The following is an 18,829-nucleotide window of genomic DNA, read 5'->3' as shown; positions in this document are numbered from 1 at the left end:
GCGATTTAGAAGCCGCGGAGCTGGAGGATGTTGTCGAGTTCGGCCTGGAAGGCGGGGATGTCGGCGGGGGGGGGCTGGTAGCCGGGGGCGGGGCCACGCATGCCGAAGCGGCCCATTTGGTCCATAAACCATTGAACGGTAACGCCATCGGAGAAGGTGGCGCGGCCGCTGATGACGGCTCCGGGGGGCGGGACTTCATCGACGGAGACCTTCAAGGAGGCGTCTGCTGGAGCGTCGTTTGAATGGGGGATTTCGTCGACTTGTGTGTCGGATTCGGCGATGGGAGGCTCGGCCTGGGGCTCGGGCGGGGCTTCGCGGGGCTTGTCCTGGATTTTGACGCCGAGCTCCATGATGAGGAGGCGGGTCTCCATGTAGGTGAGGGTGGTGGCGCATTCGTTGCGCAGGCGGTCCTGGATCTGATTGAGAGTGGCGCCTTCAGCGGCCCATTGTTCGACGAGTTGACGCTGTTGCGGGGTGAGATTGGCCATGGGAAGGATACGAGGCGGGAGCGGCTTCAGCCGTTCATCTTGTCGGTGACGATGTGGGCGAGGGTGGAGGCTTTTTGATACAGGGCCTTCACTTCTTCCAAGGTCAGGGACTTGCCCTCGGGGACGTCGAGGAGGGGGAGCATTTCTTCGAGGCCTTTGCGGATCTGGACGAGGGCGGGGTTTTTCATGATGCTGGGGTGCAGGCTGTCGAGGCTCATCATGTAGTACTCGGCGATGTCGCGGCGGGTGAGCTGGCGGGTTTTTTCTTCGGAGTAGTTGTCGCTGATGCTTTTGGTGGAGATTTCGAGGGCGCGGAGCCAGCCGCCGAGGCTGATGAGGTGGGCGATGTCCACATCGCGGAGCTGGACCATCTCGGCCTCGACGTCGGCCTGGGTTTTGGCGAGTTCGACGCGGAGCTCCTGCCAGTTGCCCTTGCCGCTGTATTCGAAGAGGCTGCCGGTGTGCTTGTTGAGGCGGTTGCCGGCGCCGAGGGCCTTGCCGTATTTGATCATGGCGCGGCCGACGGACTCCATCTCTTCGACGCGCTCGCACTGGACGATGAGGAAGCCGTCTGCGATGAGGGTGCCGAGGCCCATGGCGACGATGACGCGGTCGGCGGGGGTTTTGTCGGTGAAGGAGCGCTTGAGGTCGTCGAAGCGGAGCTTGCCGACGTTGTTGAGCATGTCGAAGAGCTTGCGGATGGAGGGGGTGGTGAACTGGTTCACACCGAACTCTTCGCGCACGTGCTCGTCTCCAATCACATCCTCGGGAATGGGATTTTTGGGCGTGGGGGGAGCGGGGGGCTCCTGGGCGCTGACCACGGCGATGCCGGCGGATCCGAGGAGGGTCAGCAGCAGGCGGGCGATGAAGCGGCGAGTCATGGGTGGGGAGGATACGGAGCCGCCCCCGGATTTCCAGTGCGAGTCTGGAAAAGTCTTTTGGGGGCTGGTGAACGGCTGGAGCGGAGATGGCGGCCTACGGAATACGCGGAAGACACGGAAAACCGGACCAAGGATGAACACCGGAGGGTTCTTCATCACTGAGATGGGAGTCAGATGAGCCACCGGAGCGAGCGGGGCACGCCGGGGCGATGGAGGGGCAGGCGGGGGAGAAAAACGGGGAGATTTTTCAAATTGTGCCGTTGATTGTTTTCATGATGATGCGGCTGCTCCTTCCTTTTTTGCTTCTTGCTGTTTTGAACCTGTCCGGGCAGGAGGAGGCGGCGGCACCGCCGGGGCTGACGGTGTATGAGGGGCGGACGATTGCGAAGACGATGCACTGGAAGGGGGCGGAGTGGCTGATGCGGCGCGTGAGAGAGGAGGAGGAGGGGCCGACGAAGATGCGGGAGCAGCTCCAGGTGAAGCCGGGAATGACGGTGTGCGACATGGGCTGCGGGAACGGGTACCACACGCTGCCGCTGGCGCAGATGGTGGGGGAGAAGGGAAAGGTGTATGCGGTGGATGTGCAGCCGCAGATGATCGAGATGCTGAAGCTGAACATGGAGCGCAACGGGGTCAAAAATATCGTGCCGATCAACGGGCTGTACCATGACCCGAAGCTGCCGCCGAACACCTGCGACATGATTTTGATGGTGGATGTGTACCATGAGTTTTCGCATCCGGTGCAGATGCTGGCGGCGATGCGGGCGGCGCTGAAGCCGGAGGGGCAGCTGGTGCTGTGCGAGTTCCGCGCGGAGGATGACACGGTGCCGATCAAGCCTGAGCACAAGATGAGCAAGGCTCAGATCACCAAGGAGATGAACGCGAACGGGTTCAAGCTGGTGCGGGAGTATGACGGGCTGCCGTGGCAGCATTTGATGTTTTTTGGGAAGGCGGGGAAGCCGTAGAGGGGGGGCGGTTCTTAGCGGGGTGCGTCAGTGGGCAGTGCGTCAGTGGGCAGTGGGCAGTGGGCAGTGGGCAGTGGGCAGTGGGCAGTGGGCAGTGGGCAGTGGGCAGTGGGCAGTGGGCAGTGGGCAGTGGGCAGTGGGCAGTGGTCGGTGCGTCGGTGCGTCGGTGCGTCGGTGCGTCGGTGGGGCGGTGGGGCGGTGGGGCGGTGGGCGTGGTGTGAGGACTTTGCGGGGAGTGTCAGATTTGGGGTGCTTGAGGTGGAGGGGCGTGCTGAGATCTGCTTGAGAAGCGGCCTTGATTGGGGCTATGAAGGGAGGGCGGGACGGTTTTTTTAACCGCTGATGAGACGCTGAGATGACGCTGATGGAGAGTTTTTGAAATGGTTTTGATGAACGCGAATGGGTTCAAGCTGGGGAGGGTGTGAAGGAATGGCTGGCCATTCCCGACTGGCATGTTTTGCGCCGCTGCCTAGACTCCTCCGCATGAAACTGCCCGCAACCATCATCGCCTCCCTCGTGGTCGTCGCGGCCTCCCTGCATATCAAAGCGGAGGAGGTTGGATGGTATGAAATGCTATCCCGGATTCGCACGACTTCCGTCAAAGGCCTGATCTATCCGGCGGATGGAAAACAGAACCTGGTTTTGAGCAGCGCCCTGAACTGGGGCGACCCCCAACGGGCGGCAGACAGCGCCTACTGGCAGCGCACTCTCAATGATGAAGTGCTTTCAAAGCTCGGTGGCAAAGCCCTGCAAGAGGGGGGCGGCACCGTACTGCTTGCAGATCAAAATGCGGTCCGGCTCAACGACCTCATGACCCGGCCTGTGAAAAAAGGCGATTACACGGGCTTTGATTTCCTGACCGAGGCCGCCAGCGGTGTGCTGACGCTCTCCCGGGGAGGATTTGGCGGGCAGTTGATGGGGAGGACCTTCCACATCGAAGAGGAAGTTCCGTCCCAAAAACTCGGCGAGCTCATGTGCTTTCTCTGCGAACACCTGAAGGGCAACTACTGGTCGCTCTCGCCCGTGGTGAGCACGGACAAGGAAGGCAAAATCCTCAAAGAGGGGCTGCCATGCGTGCTTCCCGTCGTCTCGAAGGTGGTTCCTGCGTCGTCACAGCCGGCCTACAATGTCAAGGAGCTCAAGCAGGACTGAGGCCGCCGAAGGTCTGCCATGGGTTCACTTTCCTACTTACATATACCGGGCATCGATGCTTCAGGAGGTCACAGCGCACCGTGCGTCATTTCAGCAGATGATTTCAGGATGGGCTATTGCGGCAGCCTGCAGGGAGTTCGCGGAGAACATGTGAAATGGGGCGGGTGCAATCGTTGACGGGCTATCGTGGATGTTTTGCGGGTTCATTTAATGAACCCACGAGCGTCTAACCAATAGCGCGGGACGTGCCAGCCTGTTTGAAAATTTGAAATCAAGCCAGATGCTCGGTTTTGAACCTTCGCATGTGGAAGCAGTTCCATGAGTTCCCCACAGCCAGCACTCTCACACTTGTGGCTGCGGATTGTTCATATCCCTGACTACGCTTTTTGACGGTGAAAAGAATTTGCACCCTGCCCTCACTCCTTCGCATTGCTCAGCGTGGGATGTTTTCTTCAAACTCTTTTCTTTCACCGATTTTAAAACCTTCAAAATCTCCTTTTGATCGCTTTCTTTGAATTTATTTTTGGCACTTATTTTTTCGATTACCCCTAACACGGCCCGTGCCTCAGATGCATTTATGGAATGACAAGCCAGGATTGCTGAAAGTTGTACCATCAAATCTTTGTCTTCGAGAAGCATGAGCAGCTTATTGACGCGATAATTTTCCTCAAATGTTTCAGTCGCATACACGAAGCAATCGTCGTACGCCAAAGCCCACGCACATGTAGCTCGTTTGGCAGCATTTTGGGAACGGCTTAAAATATCCACCCATGCTTTGAGCAATTTGGGGTCCGTGCTGCTCAAAACCATGAAAACCTCCTCGTCAGACGCATCCCAGCAATCAAGAGCAGCCTGCGTTTGTGCCAGTGAACTGGCAACGCCAAGAAACAGCACCAGAAATACAAGGCAAAGTTTCGACATACGATCTGATTGTTTTTTTGTTTTCTGGAAGTTCGATCGCGGCGGACTTGTCAATCATCTGGGCCCTGGCCCGATTTTCCGGCTTATCTGCGGGTGTTCATCTTTCACCATACAACAACTTGCGGAGGGCTTCACTGTGAGAGTTTGCCAAGAAATCAAGTTCAGGGAAAATGGGGGCAGGGTGCAAAGAATTGACCCCCTATAGATGCTAGCTTGAGGCACAAATTTTGAAAAAGGTTTGGAGGGCTGGAGGGGCCTGTGTGAGTGCCTTGTTCCGGTTCAGCCGCCGCAGTTGCTGGCAGACATTGGCTGCGGATTTCATCGCCAGGCGCTCCGCCAGCCAGGCTTGCGAGACGGTGGTTCGCCGCCACAGAAGGTCCGCCAGCAGCAGCTTTCGGATGTCCGAGCCTTTCAGTTCTGCAAGACCGGACCTTGTCAATCCTGCCGCCCCAAGCCCCTGCTCCAGCCATGCCTCAGCCTGCTGCATGCCGTGGGCCGCCACATGGGGATCTCCCTGATAGTTGCGTGATCTGGGCTGACGCTTTTTGATGATGTTCCCGGCCAGCTTTCGCATCGCCTCGCCAAACGCCTGAGTGCCCCAGAACCAGCCACGCCGGAGATGGCTGCCACGCGCATCCGCCCCGGCGTTCTGCGGCGGCACGCCACACTGCTTGAGCTCCTCACTCAGCGCACGGCGGTCCAGCCGCTCGATCATCCTGCGCCGGCCGGCCGTGGTGTCAGGGAGTTCAAAAGCCTTCAGGCCGCTGTCGGCAGCCAGCCATCTGGAGCGCTTCCTGGGCGGCAGCGCATAGCCGCCCGCGATGCTGGACCATGGGTAGTCCAGCACACTCTGCTTTGCCCGGGGCTGGATGATCTTTGCCCTCACTGGGTTCAGGTGGATGTAGTCCATCAGGGTCTGGTAATGGTAGCGATCCTCGCCCTCCACGACCACGGCCTTGTAGCGGTCTCCAAACAACCGGCCCCATTTGCGGTGCCGCACGTTGTAGCGGCGCGTCAGGGTGTTTTGCAGCCAGGACATTCCGGCCACCAGATTGGCCTCCGGCGTCTGGAGAAAGAGGTGATAGTGGTTGCCCATCAGCACCCACGCATGCACGCGCCAGCCGGTCATTTCACAGGCCTGCGCCAGCGTGTGGAGAAAAAAGCGTCGGTCATCATCATCATGAAAAATGGCCTCCCGCCGATTGCCCCGGGCCATGACATGGTAATACGCCCCGGCGGATTGAATGCGAATGCTGCGAGCCATGCCCAGCATGTATCCAGAAGACCGTCATTTTGTCAAGAATTTGCACCCTGACCCCATTTCCTCATTTCCTGAAAAATGGCCTCCCGCCGATTGCCCCGAGCCATGACATGGTAATACGCCCCGGCGGATTGAATGCGAATGCTGCGAGCCATGCCCAGCATGTATCCAGAAGACCGTCATTTTGTCAAGAATTTGCACCCTGACCCCATTTCCTCCCATTTCCTTTCCCTGTTACCTATACCCGGTTCATACCGTCAATCTGTTACCCATGTTCCCGGTTCATACCCGAGCAATACGCATTTAATTCAATGACCTCTAATCTTTCGGAGTCTTCTTGAAGCGCAACGCATTACCCCCCTGCACAAGCAGCAAAACAGCGATAATTTGTGGGAAGTAATTGTGCAGCGTTAGCCCCATGCCGAAAAAAAGATACCCATTAATTAACAGCATGATGCCATTTATACGCAGCAGATCAAATGTCGGCACCATTGCCAACAAGATGGCCTGCGCCAATGTAAATAATCCAATATACAACAACTCATACCCACTCTGACTTGTATTGGGGATATGAAACCAATCAAACCATCTGTGCCCCAAGTCAAAGCTCGTCATTAAAAATCCAGCAAGAATTCCAACGCCAGCGAATCCCCTTATACGATTCCTCTCAGATAGACGCTTCGTTTCCTGTTTTTCCAAAACACTCTTAACGTGCGCATCCCGCTGAGCCAGTGTGTTTTGAGCCGCCAATACTTCATCTGATGAATGTTCAGGGGAATTGGCTAAGAACTTCTTCAGTTGCTCATTGCTTTTCGCTGCCATCTGATCTTTTAGAGCCAGTTTCTTGCGACTCTCTTTGAATCGGTCGATGAATGCGCTGAACGTTTCCTCCACCGCAGTGGCACGCATGTCATAAGAATCAATCGCGGTAATAATCGATGGAGCGCTAAGATCGAAAGCGTAATGCATTCCGGCATCATCCTCCGCAAAGAATACCATCCGCGGGTATTTTTCGACCCACAGGGCGTCCTTATCCTTTCCTTCGACGGGGGCGGAATAAAGGTTCAACCCTTCCACTACTTCACCATGCCCTTGCAAGGAGAGAAACTGAAAATAGTCGCCCGGCAAACTCGAAAACCGAGTGCGGAGCACATCTAATTCCGATGTCGACAGCGGGGTTAGCGGCATAATTTTCTTGGTGGCAAGATATTGAGACGGGATGAAAGGTCGTTTCTCATTGGGTGTCGCATTACCAAACTCAGCTGGAATTTGCCTGCTGTTAGGAGAGTGCGTTTTAGGGAACCGGGGTTATTGACCGTGGCCATGGAGCCAAAATTGTGGGTGTGAAAACAACTGATGAATCCAGCCGGGAGGAGTTTTTCGGCGCATGCAGGAGGCCGTTTGTCAGCAGCTATGAATGAGGCCCTTTGGTGGATGAGAACGACCTGAGAGGCTCGTATTGACGTTTTACCTTTTTCGGACACGCCTTGGCAATAAAAATGGGCCGTTTCTCATTTTTTGGAATTACGCTGACCAAAGATTGGACAAATGACTTATTTACGATATTCTATTTTCCGTGTAATCGCCAGGCATTCCGGACGGGCGCATAGGCCAAGGGAACCATGTGACAAAGGAGCCCCTGATTTAACACCTTTGAGAGAAAAGGAAGGATGTGGGGGAGGGGCGTGCCTGGGCTTTCGGGAGTGGCTGCTGGGCGGGAGCGGGCCAGTGGTAGCCGACGGGTGGACGACCGTACCACTCCGTGGGTTTGAGCGTGCCGTTCAGGCGCTTTTTCATGCGGGCGATGTCCGAGTCGCTGATGGAGGCGCGCTGCTCTGCGGGGAGGTGCTTTTTCAAATTGAGCAGGAGCTCCAGATCCTGGGCTGTGCCGCGCCGGCTGAGGAACCACGAGAGGGCACGCCAGGTGCGGTTGGTGGTGTCGGGGCGACCCATCTGGCAGCACTCGCGGGCCGCAGTCTGGTAGGGGGCGAGGGAGATGGAGGAGAAGGCTTCGATCTGGAAAAAGAGATTTTCACCATACTGCGACCAGGGGAAGCTCCCGAGGAGCTGAAGAAGGAGCGGGGTGGCGGCGTCTCCGCGGCGCTGCAAATCTTCCCTGACCGCGGTGTGCCGGGCGGGGATTGTGTCTGTATTGCCACAAAACCAAGTGGTGAACATCTGGGCGTAGGCCGCCTGCAGCAGGGGGTCATTCAGCGCGAGTTTTTGTATGCGGGCGGCGTCCAGATGGAAAACCTGCTGGCGAATGGCTGGGGGAAATGCAGGGGCATCTCCAGGCAAGGGGCTGTGCACGCGGGGGACGTCTGCGAGACGTGCGTGGAAATCCACCTGGCGGTGCGGGGCTTTTTGCTCCATGGCCTGGGCGAGATCTGTGGCGGCGTCTGCATGCAGGCGCTGGGAGGGCGAGATGGCGGCGGGGAGCAGCACGAGCAGCGCGCAGAGCGGCGACAGCGGCGTGGTTTTTTTCATGGGGCCAAAGAGCTGGTTCTCGCGGCTTTGCTTCTTTTGCAGCGTGGCGATAGGATGGGCAAGGCGGACCCGACCTCAATCCGGATGAACGGGGGGATGAGGAAGAGGCGGAGGGTGGGGGCCAGACGAAGGGAGGAGGAGTAGGAGGAAGAGGAGGAGTAGGAATGCACCGAGCGGGCGTGTGATGGCGGTGCGTGAGGATCGAGGACGAGGACGAGGACGAGATGCCAGAAAGAGGGAGGAGGAGTAGGAGGACCCGTTCTTCGCTCTGCGAGCTACGAAGGGCTCGCTGCGCTCGGGAGGATGGTTAGAGGATGTTTATGGGGGTGGTACTGTCCTTTAGACGGCCGCTGCACTTGGGCGGGAGGCTGCGATGAGGAAGCTCCGAAAATACGAAGGAAGAGGCTGACGCACGAAGCGGAGCTGGCTGACGTTTTTGGACCTGCTCAACTGGAAATGACGTTCCGTGGTCGAGGACGAGGACGAGATCCCAGAAGAAGGGAGGAGGAGTAGGAGGAAGAGGGGGACCCGTTCTTCGCTCTGCGAGCTACGAAGGGCTCGCTGCGCTCGGGAGGATGGTTAGAGGATGTTTATGGCGGCGGCGCCATCGACGACGAGGCTTTGGACGGTGGTTTCGCTTGTGTGGGATGTGGTGATGCAAAGCGCCGAGATACGAGCGAAGAGGCTGACGCAACAAGCGGAGCCGACTTGGAGGGTCTGTATCTGTTAAACTGGAATGATGCTCCGTAATCGAGGACGAGTTCGAGTAGGAGGACGAGGACGATTTACAGGACGTTTACTGCTGCGCCGCCGTCCACTACAATGCCCTGGCCGGTGATGTAGGCGCCGGCTTCACTGGCGAGGAGGAGGGCGGGGCCGGCGAGTTCGCGGGGGGCGGCCCAGCGTTTGAGGGCGGTGCGGTCGGCGAAGTATTTTTTTTCTTCGTCGTTGAGGAGCTTGCCGGGCATGTCTGTGAGGAAGGGGCCGGGGCAGAGGCAGTTGACGGTGATGCCGTGGGGGCCGAGGTCGAGGGCGCTGGCGCGGGCGAGGCCGATGAGGGCGGCTTTGCAGGCGCAGTAAACGTTGCGCTTGAGGCGGCCGCCGACGCCGAGGACGCTGGAGATGTGGATGATGCGGCCCCAGTTGCGGGACTTCATGCCGGGGACGACGGCGCGGGTGAGGGACATGACGGCGGTGAGATCGACTTCGACGTTGCGGTCCCAGACTTCGTCGGTGATTTCGTCGATGGCCTGGGGGTTGTTGATGCCGGCGTTGTTGACGAGGATGTCGATCTTGCCGAGGCGTTTTTCGGCTTCGAGGGCGAGGGCTTTGACGGCGGCGCGGTCTGCCATGTCTGCGACCATCCAGTGGACTTTGACGCTGAGGCCGGCGCTGATTTCAGCGGCGGCGGCGGTGAGTTCTTCGGCGCTGCGGGAGGAGATGAAGATGTCTGCGCCGGCTTCGGCGAAGCCGCGGGCCATGGCCTTGCCGAGGCCTTTGCTGCCGCCGGTGATGAGGGCGGATTTGCCGGTGAGGGTGAAGAGGGGGGACATGGGGAGGGGGAGTTGGCGGTGGTTGGCGGTGGTTGGCGATTGTTTGCGATTGTTTGCGATTGTTGGCAATGGTTGCCGGAGGGGAGGGGGGATTTATGATTTACGATTTATGATTTATGATTTGGGGAAAGGAACGGAGCGGGGGGGATGCGGGGAGTGGTGGGCGCAGCGTGATGGGGCGTGCTGAGGGTGGTGGTGGGATGGCGGGGGCGCTGGGCGACGGGCAGGAGTGCCCATCGTACTTCCAGAACGGTGGGACGGACCGGAGTTTTGACTTCGGCAATCAAAAATCGATGGCTCGATGATCGTCAATCTTTTTGCCGGGCATGGGGATCATGGGCGGGCGTGATTGACGATTCATCCTTCGCTCTGCGAGCTTCGGAGAATACGTGGATGAGCAATCGGCTTTTGATTTTTGAAGTGGTGATTACTTCACGACTTTGCCGCCGAGGGAGAGGATGCGGGCTTTGCCTTTGGCGTCTTCGGCTTCGGCGATCTGCTTGTTGGTGACGTACATCTGGGAGAGGGCGGTCCAGGCGAGGAGATCGTTGGGCTGGAGGGTGGTGGCCATGAGGCCGGCGCCGATGGCTTCTTTGACCTCGCCATTGCGGAGGAGGGCCATGCCGAGGGCGTGCCAGCTTTCGAAATGATCTGGCTGGAGGGCGACGCAGCGGCGGTAGAGGGCGATGGCCTCGGGGAGCTCCCCGAGGGCGACATGGCCGCTGGCTTCGTCGTAGAGTTCTTCGACGGTGGATGGCGTGAGGCTCATGCGCGTCGAGTGCGAGGAGGGGAGGTGATGGCTCAGCCGAACTTGGCGAAGGAGACGCGGGCGGCGTCGTGCTGCTTTTTGAACCAGGCCTGGAAGAGGACCATGCGCTCCTGATTGGAGAGGGATTCCACCTGATTTTTGCGGAGTTCGGCGGAGTCTGGGCGTTTCCAGAGCTCCTTGGAGCTGACGTAGATGAGGAGGGTGCCTTTGTCGAAGTCGACGCCGTGGGAGATGCCGCCGACGGGGGTTTTGGCGGCTTCCTTGGCGATGGCGAAGGCGTTGGGGACGTCCTGGGGAGGATCGGCGAGGTCGATGGTGGGGAGGGGCTGGAGGGTGAGCTTTTTGTCTTTGACGATGTCCTCGATTTTTTTGCCGGCCTTGAGGCCTTCGCTGATGGCGAGGCGGGCTTCGTTGACGGCCTTGGAGCGGGCTTCAGCGGCTTTTTGCCCGAGGAGGACTTCTTTGATCTTGGCGCTGACTTCGGCGAGGGGCTGCTGCTTGGGCTCTTCGATCTTGGTGATGTCGAAGACGTACCAGCCGTTGGAGCCCTCGATGGCTTCCGCGGGTGCGGCGGCGTCCTTGGGACGGGAGAAGATGAGGTCGAGGAGATTGCCTTCCTCTTTGAGGGCGGCGGGGGGCTCGTCCTGGGAGAAGGGTGGGAGGGCGATGACTTTTTCCTTGGTCTGCTCTGCGGCCTGGGCGAAGGTTTTGGGCTTTTCCCTGCTGCCGGTGAGGGCATTGAAGGCATTGACGCGCTCGACGACGGCGTTCTGGGCTTTCTGGCGTTCTTCGAGGGGCTTTTTGTCGAGGTCCTTGGGGTTTTCAAAGAAGACGTAGCTGACGGCGCGTTTTTCGGAGGTCTTGTACTGGTCTTTGTTTTCCTCGTAGTACTTTTTGACCTCGTCATCGGTGACGGTGGCGGCTTTTTTGAAGGTGTCGGTTTCGAAGACGATCTTGGAGCCTTTGAAGGCGTGGTAGCTGCTGGCGTACTGCTTCTCAGCGGCGAGGGGGGAGGCGGTGTAGGTTTTGGTGACGACTTCCTGGAGCTTCTGAAGACCGATGGAGTCTTTCATGATGCTGAGGAGGTCTTCGGACTCAAGGCCCTGGGAGCCGGCGGCTTGCTCGAGCAACTGCCCGCGGGAGACATCGAACTTGCCGTTGTTTTGGAGGATGGGGAGTTTTTCCAAGGCGGCGCGAGCTTCGGCGTCGCTGGGGCGGATGCCCATTTCTTCCATGAGGTGGCGGAGGACGAAGAGATTGGCAAAGATGTGGAGTTCGCCGCCGCCCATGCCGCGATCTGAGGAGAGCATCATGAGCATCATGGGGAGATCGTAGGGACGCAAGTACTGGCTGCCGAACTGCATGTAGCGCTGGGCGCGCTGGACATCGACGACGGAGTAGTCCTTGCCAAAGACGGTGAGGGCGACATCGGTGGGGAGGATTTTTTTCTCTTTGGCGCTGAGGGTCTGGGAGATGCCATACCAGGACATGGAGATGATGATGGCGATCGTCAGGGTGATGAGGAAGGCACCACGGTGGCGGCGGAAAAAATCGAGCATGGGAGTTCGGGGCGGTTGAAGGGGCGCGCAATAAGGCGCACGGCACTGCGGCGGCAACCGGAAAGTGGAGGCGGTGGGGGAATGAGGCAATGAGGCAATGAGACGGGCAGACGAGGAGATGGGGAGATGGGAGATGGGAGATGGGAGATGGGGTTGGTGAGGGAAACATTCGTGGTGATTCCTTGACAATGGAGGGACCCGGCACACTTCATGCGCTCCGTTTTTCCTGTTGATCGTCTGCCCTCATGCCCCAAGCCCCCACGAAACGCTACTGGACCGTTCGCTCCTCCTCCATCCACAACCGCGGCATTTTCGCGCGGTGTGATATTCCCAACGATGTGCCGATCATTGAATACGTGGGGGAGAAGATCACCAAGGCGGAGTCTTCCCGGCGCGGGGACGCGCTGATCAACAAGTCCAAGAAGACGGGGTGCGCGGCGGTGTACGTGTTCACGCTGAACCAGCGGTATGACATTGATGGCGCGAAGGGGAGCAACCCGGCGAGGTACATCAACCATTCGTGTGATCCGAACTGCGAGGCGTACATCATCCGCGGGCGGATCTGGATTTACTCGCTGCGGGAGATCAAGGCGGGGGAGGAGCTGACGTACAACTACGGGTTTGACGTGGACACGTGGGACGAGCACCCGTGCCGCTGCGGGACGGAGCGCTGCGTGGGATTCATCGTGGAGGAGAAGCAGTGGCCGAAGCTGCTGCGCAAGCTGGAGAAGGTGGAGCGCGACGCGAAGAGCGGGAAGCTGAAGCTCAACGGGAGCGGCCATGGTGAGGGCGAGGGGAAGCGGAAGAGTGTGGTGAAGAAAAAGAAGAAGAAAGCGGCGTGAGGCTGAGGGGGCTGCCGTGGGAAGAGGATGATTTTCTTCTCGCGGGAACGGCGGGGATAGCGCGGTGGAAAGGGATGCTCGAAAGCGGCGCTGAAGCGCCGCGGTCCGGGGACGCTGGCGCGGGAGGAGGGGGCTGGGGAGAGGCGGTGTGAGCTTTGCCGGCGAGAGCTGAGTGAGTGAACGCTGCGACAAGGGGGAGAGCCTTATTGCGGCGTCAGGGCCGTGTGCGCAGAGAGTTTTCACGCGGTGTCCGCTGTGAAGGCCACGTGTGCGTACATGAGTGCGAAGGGTGGGGGTTGAATTTGCGGGCTTCGTCTTCCTGACGCGGAGCTAGGGCGTCTGCATGACGAGTGAGCGATGACAGCCATCCGAATTTCGGGTGCTATGAAAACCCAACCGATACTCACTACTCTCGCAGCAGCACTCATGGCTTTCTCCGTGAATGCTCAAACCTCCGGCACCACGACTCCTCCCACGACCAGCGGCAGCGGCACCTCCACAGGCGGCGCCACGAGCTCTGGCACGGGGGGCTCTGGCTCTGCCACCAGCAGTGGCACCGGCGGCTCTGCGAGCAGCACGACCACCGGCGGCTCCACCACAGGTGGCGCCACCACGGGAAGTTCCATCGAACTGGATGGCAAGTCCAAGATCATGCCACATGCGACGATCAACTCCAACACGACCGGAGGCGCCACGACGGGCGGAAGCACGACCGGGGGCAATGCCACGGGCGGAGCAGGCACGGGAGGCACGGCCACGGGGACTGGCGGAGCGGGCACGGGTGGCAAGGTCTCTGGCAGCGGCAATTCCTCGGCTTCGGGGAGCGCCACGAACCAGAGCGGCAACTCGAGCACGACCACGACGCCGGGGGCGAGCGGTTACACGCCGGGCCGCGGTGATGCTGATGCCCCGAAGGGCCGGGAGCATGCCCCCGGCCAGCAGATGAAACGGGACAGCGAGAAAACCGGTACTGCGCGCGACGGTGACCACGATGCGGATCGGGATCGTGACCGCGACCGGGATCGCGGCAAGGCCCCCGCTCACAAAGAGGGGCGCTGAGGGCTTTGATTCATTTCGCCGAGGGTGCGGCGGTTTTTTCTGCCAGCCCCGGCGTTGATAGGATGAATGGTGTGGCGGCCACTCTGGAGGCGTCGTGCTTCCAGGGTGGCTGTTTCACTAGCGGGATCCCCTGGCCTGGGGTGCTTGCGTGGGCAAGCCAGGGGGGGCATTGAGCGGAGGTGGCGGGGCATTTGCGTTTGGGGACCGCTCATTTATGCGATTCCAGCCTGTGACTTTGTGATCGCGAAAATAGATGTAGCTCTTCTCGTCGTTGCCCTGCACCCAGACTTCCGCACCGTCACTGCGTTTCTGGCGCAGCGCACGCGCCCCAACGACCAGATGGGCAAAATCGGCGGGCATGCCGACGCATATCCTGCTGTCATTCGCGAGCTTTGACCATTCAGCCACCTGTTCCGTGGTGGCCTGGCCAGCATTGACCCTATTGGAAGAAAGAAGAGACAAGTACTGGGCTCGTCTGATCTTGAATCTCTCCGCCTGGATCAGCAATGCCACCTGGTCAGGGGCCATTGGACCGAAACGGCGGGTTCCGATCCATCCGCTGGCGAATTCTCGCTCTGGAGGGGTATCAAAGACGGGGACGGGAACTTGCGCCACGCCATCGACAAGCTTCACCGCGTTGCGAAACTCCGCGGGCTGTTCGATTTTCAATTCAGACAGCCACCCCGGGCCAACAGGTGTCACGAACAGCAATGTGGGAGTGGCCGGGGTGGGAGTCTCCAACTCTCCGGGGTTTTCCCCAACCGCAGGCTGAGCGGTTTGGCTGGAGGATGCCTGCGGCTGGGGCGATGCGCCCTGAGACTGGCCCCCCCTTAGAGCTGCCTGCCACTCCGCGGGCATGGAGGCATAAGGAATTTTGGCGGTCCCGTGGTCGTAGGCGATGTGCGCGCCGTCGTGCTCGACTTTGAGGAGGCGGCAGTGGTGGTAGGTGAAGGCATTGACCTTCCCGGGGTGGATGGTGATGCTTTCAGCGGTGGCGCCGATCTGGGAGAGCGCGGTGGTGGCGCAGCCGAGGCTGAGAGTGAGGAGCAGGCAGGCCACTGGTGGGGTGAGCCGTTTCATGCTTTATTCTTAGCCGATGGCTAAGGGTGTCAATTGGTGTTGGACAGGTGTTTAGCCTAGTGTGCTGGCGTGGGGGACGCTGGCGCGGGGTTTGAGGCGCGGCGGGTTTGAGGCGCGGCGGGTTTGGCGGTCGGTGGCGCGGCTTTAGACGCGGCGGGTTTCGCGTTCGGTGGCGCGGGCGGCGGCGGTGTTTTGGAAGTGGGTGATGGCGGTGGCGAGGGCGTCGGCGGCGTCGGCTTCGGGGGTTTCGCGGAGGCGAAGCTGGGCGCGGATCATGAAGGCGACCTGCTCCTTCTGGGCGGCACCACGACCGACGGCGGCCTGCTTGATCTCGCGCGGGGCGTATTCGTAGATGGGGAGGCCGTGCTCGGCGGCGGCGATGAGGCAGGCACCGCGTGCGGTGCCGAGGACGATGGCGGTCTTGTAGCTCTGGACGAAGATGGTGGACTCGATGGCGCAGACGGTGGGTGCGTGGCGGGCGATGACGTCCTGCAAGCCGGTGCGGATGGCGACGAGGCAGCCGGAGGGGAGGAGGGCGGGCTTGTTGTGGATGACGCCCCACTCGAGGGCGCGAAGCTGGCCGGCGGTGCTTTCCACGACGGCCCAGCCGGTTTTGCGGAGGGCGGGGTCGATGGCGAGGACGCGCTCGATAGTGGTTGAGGCCGGAGCTGGGTCAGAACTGCGGATGATGCGGGCCATGGGATTAGGGAGGCACTGATTTAACAACGCCCCTCTTCGCTAAAAGCTACAGAGGGGAGGCTGAGAGATGAGAAGACGGCAGGGGGCCTGAACTGAAGGCGGCCTGACGGTGGGACGGGGGGCAACCGGAGGATGTTTGGGAGCCGTTTGCGGGAAGAAAGATTCCGGATTCCGGCTGCTGCGAAGCCGCGAAGCGAACCCGGTACTACAATACTCGCGCTGGCTGGTTTCAGGTTTGGGGTGATGCGGGGCTCCCAGAACGGGCTAAAGCCCGAACTACGTACACAGAGCTGCGGAGGATGGGGGCCATGGGCTGAGGGGGACACGGATTAACAACGGGAGAGATTAGAAGACCGCGGAGTGACTGAATTCAAGACGGCTTGATTGTGGGGCGGGGAGCCACTGCGGGAGCTGTGCGGCAAAAGGGGGGCGTCGCTTTTTGGCAAAGGAATGAACTGGCAAGGGAATGGCCGGGGATTTGCACCGCCCATCCTTCGCTAAAGCTACGGAGGGGAGGCAGAGACTTGATACACGCAGAGATGAATGGCACTCGGCTAAGGCGGTTGACCGTGGTTGAAGGTGGTGCTGGGCGGCAGGCGTGCGGCGGGGCATGTTGCAGACGCTGCTGGCAAATGCTGGATGTGTCAGGAGCGCCCGGTTTGCTTCCCGCTTTACTTGTGACAACCCAGGGTCGCCTCGCCGAGGCTCGGCTGACCCTGGGCTGTACTCCGCAGCCCCTTCAGGGCTGGTGTGAGAGGCGAGAGCGATATTAGCAAAGGTGATTCCGCGGTTCATGACGCGACGCGAAGAAACGGCAAAAATTGCGATCAGGGGTCTTAACCGAGTGCCATTCACGCAGAGATTTTGTTTTCGGGTCTTTGCGGTTTTGATTTTCTGCGGTGGTGAATCGTCCGGCGGTTTCTCAGCGGCGTTTTTTGGGGCCGGACTGGCCGAGGCGGAAGAGTTGATCGACGGAGACGGAGCCGGAGCCGAAGAGGAGGAGGGTGACGGTGATGATGAGGTAGAGCCAGGCGGCCTCGACGCGGGGGGAGCCGGCGTGATGGAGCACGACGAGGGTGGTGATGACGATGGGGAGGAAGATGAAGGCGAAGAGGCGGGTGAGGAAGCCGATGATCCAACTGAGGGCGACGAGCACGATGATGACGGCGACGACGGGGGCGAGGAGGTGGGCGTAGGGCATGCCGGCCTCGTGGAAGGCGGGGACCCAGGCCCAGGGCTTTTCCTGGAAGAAGAAGTGCCAGGCGTTTTGCACGGCGCCGATGCCGTAGCGGGTCATGAGCAGGAGGCCGGTGCCGATGCGAAGGATGACAGCGGTTTGAAACAGGGAGCTGAGGGAGGCCTGGGTGGCGGCAGGGGCGCCGCCGGTGTATTCGAGCATGGTGGGGTCAGATGTCTGGAGAAAGGGTGATGATGTCGCCGGCCTGCGGTTTCCAGTTTCTGTCCGCCCCTTCGAGGGAGGTGAAGAAATGGCGCTGGCCCTGACGGGAGATGTAAACGCCGCGGGAGGTGGAGCCGGCGCGGCGGCCACCGGCGACGGTGACGGCCTGCCGGACGCTCATGCGGTCAAAGATGGGGATGAACTCGGGCTCCTGAATGTCGCCATTGAGCGAGAGGAGGGGGGTGTTTTCCACGGAGATGATCTGGACGGTGATCTCGCGGGTGTTGCGGCCGGCGAGGCGGAAGACGGTGGCGATGGCGTCGGCCGCCTTTGGCAGGTGAAGGCCGCCGACGCGGGCGGTGCCGACGTCTCCGAGGGGGAGGAGGCCCTGGGTATTGACCATGACGATGCCGCGGTAGATGCGGTCCGGGCTGCGGGTGCCTTCATAGACTTCGAGGCGGACGGTGTGGCCGAAGCCGAGGGTGCCGCGGGAGGTGAAGGGGACGTCCGGGTCTTCGGAGTCCACTTTGTCCGTCTCCGACATGCCGGGAACGAACTTGGCGACGGTGTTTCTGCTGGGGAGGCTGGGCATGCCGATTTTTGGCAGCTTGGGCATGGGCGGCACGAGGCGCTTCATCATACCACAGGAGCAAAGCACGAGGCTGGTGGTGGCAAGAAGGAGGGCTGGGGGAACACGCATCATGGGAAGCAGGAGACAGGAGCCGCCATGATGGCGGCGGGTGATGGGATGGCAAGAGGCTTTCGTGTTCGGGATGGATAGTTGTTGTCCAGCGCGATGGTTTTGAGCGGCAGGACTCACGCCGTGGCGCCAGGCACGGGGGCGCCTGATTCATAAACCTGCAGAGCCTCTGCCACGGATGCGGGACGGCCGGCGGGCAGGCGGCGGATGAGCCACTCGACCCACTGCAGGGTGTGCGCGGGCAGGCCGGGGCGGAGGGAGGCCAGGGGCTGGGTGCGGTGGTGAAGATGGGCGACGATGACCTGGGGGGTGAGCTCGCCCTCGAAGGGATGGCGCCGGGTGAGCGCGTAGTAAAAGATGCAGCCGAGGGCGTAGATGTCCGTGCGGACATCGACAGGGGCGTGCTGCTCAAACTGCTCGGGCGCCATGAAATGGATGGAGCCGGGCAGCTCCCTGCGGGCGGGGGCGGCGCGGCGCGCCGGCTGACGGGTGTTTCTGGCGAGGCCGAAGTCGAGGATCTTGATTTCCAGACCGCCGTCCGGGAGGCGGTGGAGCATGAGATTTCCCGGCTTTAAATCGAGGTGGAGGATGCCCTGGGCGTGGGCGGCGGCGACGCCGGCGAGGGTCTGGCGAACGAGGGCATCGAAGTCTGGGATGGGCAGGGGGGCGCGGGCGACGGTGTCTTCCAAGGTCTCGCCGGAGATGAGCTCCATGACGATGAAGGCCCCCTCGGCATCCACGCCGAAATCGTACACGGCGGCGATGTTTGGGTGGTGGAGGAGGGACTGCTGGCGGGCCTCGCGGATGAGGGCGTCCGCGGCGGCGCCGCAGCCGCCGGTCTTTGCGGCGAGGACGCGTTTGACGGCGACCTCGCGCCCCATCTGGAGATCGCGCGCCCTGAAAACGGCACCCAGGCCGCCCTGGGCGATGGGGGCGAGCAATTGGTAGCGTGCGTTCATCCGGGGGGGATGCTGACACTTTCATGCTTTCACGCAATGAAACTTTCGCACGTTT

The 18,829-nt window shown here is 60.7% G+C and carries 18 protein-coding genes; 4 read left to right on the top strand and 14 right to left on the bottom strand.

Annotated features, from left to right (window positions below):
* Positions 1-5 precede the first annotated feature (5 nt).
* On the bottom strand, positions 6-488 hold the full coding sequence (locus ACILSQ_RS28290; protein ID WP_395747056.1) for a hypothetical protein: 483 nt from the start codon (positions 486-488) through the stop codon (positions 6-8).
* Between the two features lie 26 nt (positions 489-514).
* A complete protein-coding gene (locus ACILSQ_RS28285) occupies positions 515-1,369 on the bottom strand; it encodes a hypothetical protein (protein ID WP_395747055.1) in 855 nt (284 codons plus the stop codon).
* 254 nt (positions 1,370-1,623) lie between these two features.
* On the opposite strand from ACILSQ_RS28285, the gene ACILSQ_RS28280 reads away from it, so the two are divergent.
* Together ACILSQ_RS28280 and ACILSQ_RS28275 are read left to right on the top strand one after the other, a co-directional pair.
* Positions 1,624-2,334 (top strand): class I SAM-dependent methyltransferase, encoded by a 711-nt coding sequence (locus ACILSQ_RS28280; RefSeq protein WP_395747054.1) that lies wholly within the window; start codon positions 1,624-1,626, stop codon positions 2,332-2,334.
* 483 nt (positions 2,335-2,817) lie between these two features.
* On the top strand, positions 2,818-3,486 hold the full coding sequence (locus ACILSQ_RS28275; protein WP_395747053.1) for a hypothetical protein: 669 nt from the start codon (positions 2,818-2,820) through the stop codon (positions 3,484-3,486).
* Between the two features lie 342 nt (positions 3,487-3,828).
* On the opposite strand, the gene ACILSQ_RS28270 is transcribed toward ACILSQ_RS28275, so the two are convergent.
* The 7 genes from ACILSQ_RS28270 to ACILSQ_RS28240 all read right to left on the bottom strand — a co-directional run bounded on the left by ACILSQ_RS28270 (position 3,829) and on the right by ACILSQ_RS28240 (position 12,036).
* The gene (locus ACILSQ_RS28270; RefSeq protein ID WP_395747052.1) at positions 3,829-4,407 is read right to left on the bottom strand and encodes a hypothetical protein; all 579 of its coding nucleotides are present in this window, start codon (positions 4,405-4,407) and stop codon (positions 3,829-3,831) included.
* A gap of 208 nt (positions 4,408-4,615) precedes the next feature.
* Positions 4,616-5,671, bottom strand: coding sequence for a transposase (locus ACILSQ_RS28265; RefSeq protein WP_395747051.1), 1,056 nt, complete (start codon positions 5,669-5,671; stop codon positions 4,616-4,618).
* A 315-nt stretch (positions 5,672-5,986) separates the two neighbouring features.
* Positions 5,987-6,856 carry an SMI1/KNR4 family protein gene (locus ACILSQ_RS28260; protein WP_395747050.1) on the bottom strand — a complete coding sequence of 290 codons (870 nt, stop codon included), beginning with the start codon at positions 6,854-6,856 and terminating at the stop codon, positions 5,987-5,989.
* A 456-nt stretch (positions 6,857-7,312) separates the two neighbouring features.
* Positions 7,313-8,155 carry a hypothetical protein gene (locus ACILSQ_RS28255; protein ID WP_395747049.1) on the bottom strand — a complete coding sequence of 281 codons (843 nt, stop codon included), beginning with the start codon at positions 8,153-8,155 and terminating at the stop codon, positions 7,313-7,315.
* 785 nt (positions 8,156-8,940) lie between these two features.
* Positions 8,941-9,708, bottom strand: coding sequence for an SDR family NAD(P)-dependent oxidoreductase (locus tag ACILSQ_RS28250; protein WP_395747048.1), 768 nt, complete (start codon positions 9,706-9,708; stop codon positions 8,941-8,943).
* A 427-nt stretch (positions 9,709-10,135) separates the two neighbouring features.
* Positions 10,136-10,477: a tetratricopeptide repeat protein gene (locus ACILSQ_RS28245; RefSeq protein ID WP_395747047.1), complete on the bottom strand. Its 342-nt coding sequence runs from the start codon at positions 10,475-10,477 to the stop codon at positions 10,136-10,138.
* A gap of 32 nt (positions 10,478-10,509) precedes the next feature.
* Positions 10,510-12,036, bottom strand: a complete 1,527-nt coding sequence (locus ACILSQ_RS28240) for a peptidylprolyl isomerase (RefSeq protein WP_395747046.1) — start codon at positions 12,034-12,036, stop codon at positions 10,510-10,512.
* A gap of 245 nt (positions 12,037-12,281) precedes the next feature.
* Between ACILSQ_RS28240 and ACILSQ_RS28235 the strand changes: the two genes are divergently transcribed.
* On the top strand, positions 12,282-12,878 hold the full coding sequence (locus ACILSQ_RS28235; RefSeq protein ID WP_395747045.1) for an SET domain-containing protein: 597 nt from the start codon (positions 12,282-12,284) through the stop codon (positions 12,876-12,878).
* Between the two features lie 438 nt (positions 12,879-13,316).
* Entirely contained in the window at positions 13,317-13,937 is a 621-nt protein-coding gene (locus ACILSQ_RS28230; protein WP_395747044.1) for a hypothetical protein, read from the top strand.
* Positions 13,938-14,054: 117 nt separating this feature from the next.
* On the opposite strand, the gene ACILSQ_RS28225 is transcribed toward ACILSQ_RS28230, so the two are convergent.
* The 5 genes from ACILSQ_RS28225 to ACILSQ_RS28205 all read right to left on the bottom strand — a co-directional run bounded on the left by ACILSQ_RS28225 (position 14,055) and on the right by ACILSQ_RS28205 (position 18,774).
* Complete coding sequence (locus tag ACILSQ_RS28225; RefSeq protein ID WP_395747043.1) at positions 14,055-14,996, bottom strand: hypothetical protein; 942 nt, start codon at positions 14,994-14,996, stop codon at positions 14,055-14,057.
* Between the two features lie 165 nt (positions 14,997-15,161).
* Positions 15,162-15,716, bottom strand: coding sequence for a crossover junction endodeoxyribonuclease RuvC (gene ruvC, locus ACILSQ_RS28220; RefSeq protein ID WP_395747042.1), 555 nt, complete (start codon positions 15,714-15,716; stop codon positions 15,162-15,164).
* A gap of 922 nt (positions 15,717-16,638) precedes the next feature.
* Positions 16,639-17,115, bottom strand: coding sequence for a hypothetical protein (locus ACILSQ_RS28215; RefSeq protein WP_395747041.1), 477 nt, complete (start codon positions 17,113-17,115; stop codon positions 16,639-16,641).
* A gap of 7 nt (positions 17,116-17,122) precedes the next feature.
* The gene (locus tag ACILSQ_RS28210; RefSeq protein ID WP_395747040.1) at positions 17,123-17,818 is read right to left on the bottom strand and encodes a hypothetical protein; all 696 of its coding nucleotides are present in this window, start codon (positions 17,816-17,818) and stop codon (positions 17,123-17,125) included.
* A gap of 113 nt (positions 17,819-17,931) precedes the next feature.
* Positions 17,932-18,774, bottom strand: coding sequence for a serine/threonine-protein kinase (locus ACILSQ_RS28205; RefSeq protein WP_395747039.1), 843 nt, complete (start codon positions 18,772-18,774; stop codon positions 17,932-17,934).
* Positions 18,775-18,829: the final 55 nt, after the last annotated feature.

This window comes from Prosthecobacter sp. (assembly GCF_044227185.1).
In the GTDB taxonomy this organism is placed as follows: Bacteria; Verrucomicrobiota; Verrucomicrobiia; order Verrucomicrobiales; family Verrucomicrobiaceae; genus Prosthecobacter.
Note: the sequence above shows the minus strand (reverse complement) of the source record. Positions and strands in the feature narration are given on the sequence as shown.

Coding starts and splice junctions, on each gene's coding strand:
- ACILSQ_RS28285 (WP_395747055.1), bottom strand. CDS start 1,369: ATGACTCGCCGCTTCATCGCCCGCCTGCTGCTGACCCTCCTCGGATCC.
- ACILSQ_RS28205 (WP_395747039.1), bottom strand. CDS start 18,774: ATGAACGCACGCTACCAATTGCTCGCCCCCATCGCCCAGGGCGGCCTG.
- ACILSQ_RS28255 (WP_395747049.1), bottom strand. CDS start 8,155: ATGAAAAAAACCACGCCGCTGTCGCCGCTCTGCGCGCTGCTCGTGCTG.
- ACILSQ_RS28265 (WP_395747051.1), bottom strand. CDS start 5,671: ATGGCTCGCAGCATTCGCATTCAATCCGCCGGGGCGTATTACCATGTC.
- ruvC (WP_395747042.1), bottom strand. CDS start 15,716: ATGGCCCGCATCATCCGCAGTTCTGACCCAGCTCCGGCCTCAACCACT.
- ACILSQ_RS28235 (WP_395747045.1), top strand. CDS start 12,282: ATGCCCCAAGCCCCCACGAAACGCTACTGGACCGTTCGCTCCTCCTCC.
- ACILSQ_RS28240 (WP_395747046.1), bottom strand. CDS start 12,036: ATGCTCGATTTTTTCCGCCGCCACCGTGGTGCCTTCCTCATCACCCTG.
- ACILSQ_RS28210 (WP_395747040.1), bottom strand. CDS start 17,818: ATGATGCGTGTTCCCCCAGCCCTCCTTCTTGCCACCACCAGCCTCGTG.
- ACILSQ_RS28290 (WP_395747056.1), bottom strand. CDS start 488: ATGGCCAATCTCACCCCGCAACAGCGTCAACTCGTCGAACAATGGGCC.
- ACILSQ_RS28245 (WP_395747047.1), bottom strand. CDS start 10,477: ATGAGCCTCACGCCATCCACCGTCGAAGAACTCTACGACGAAGCCAGC.
- ACILSQ_RS28260 (WP_395747050.1), bottom strand. CDS start 6,856: ATGCCGCTAACCCCGCTGTCGACATCGGAATTAGATGTGCTCCGCACT.
- ACILSQ_RS28275 (WP_395747053.1), top strand. CDS start 2,818: ATGAAACTGCCCGCAACCATCATCGCCTCCCTCGTGGTCGTCGCGGCC.
- ACILSQ_RS28270 (WP_395747052.1), bottom strand. CDS start 4,407: ATGTCGAAACTTTGCCTTGTATTTCTGGTGCTGTTTCTTGGCGTTGCC.
- ACILSQ_RS28250 (WP_395747048.1), bottom strand. CDS start 9,708: ATGTCCCCCCTCTTCACCCTCACCGGCAAATCCGCCCTCATCACCGGC.
- ACILSQ_RS28215 (WP_395747041.1), bottom strand. CDS start 17,115: ATGCTCGAATACACCGGCGGCGCCCCTGCCGCCACCCAGGCCTCCCTC.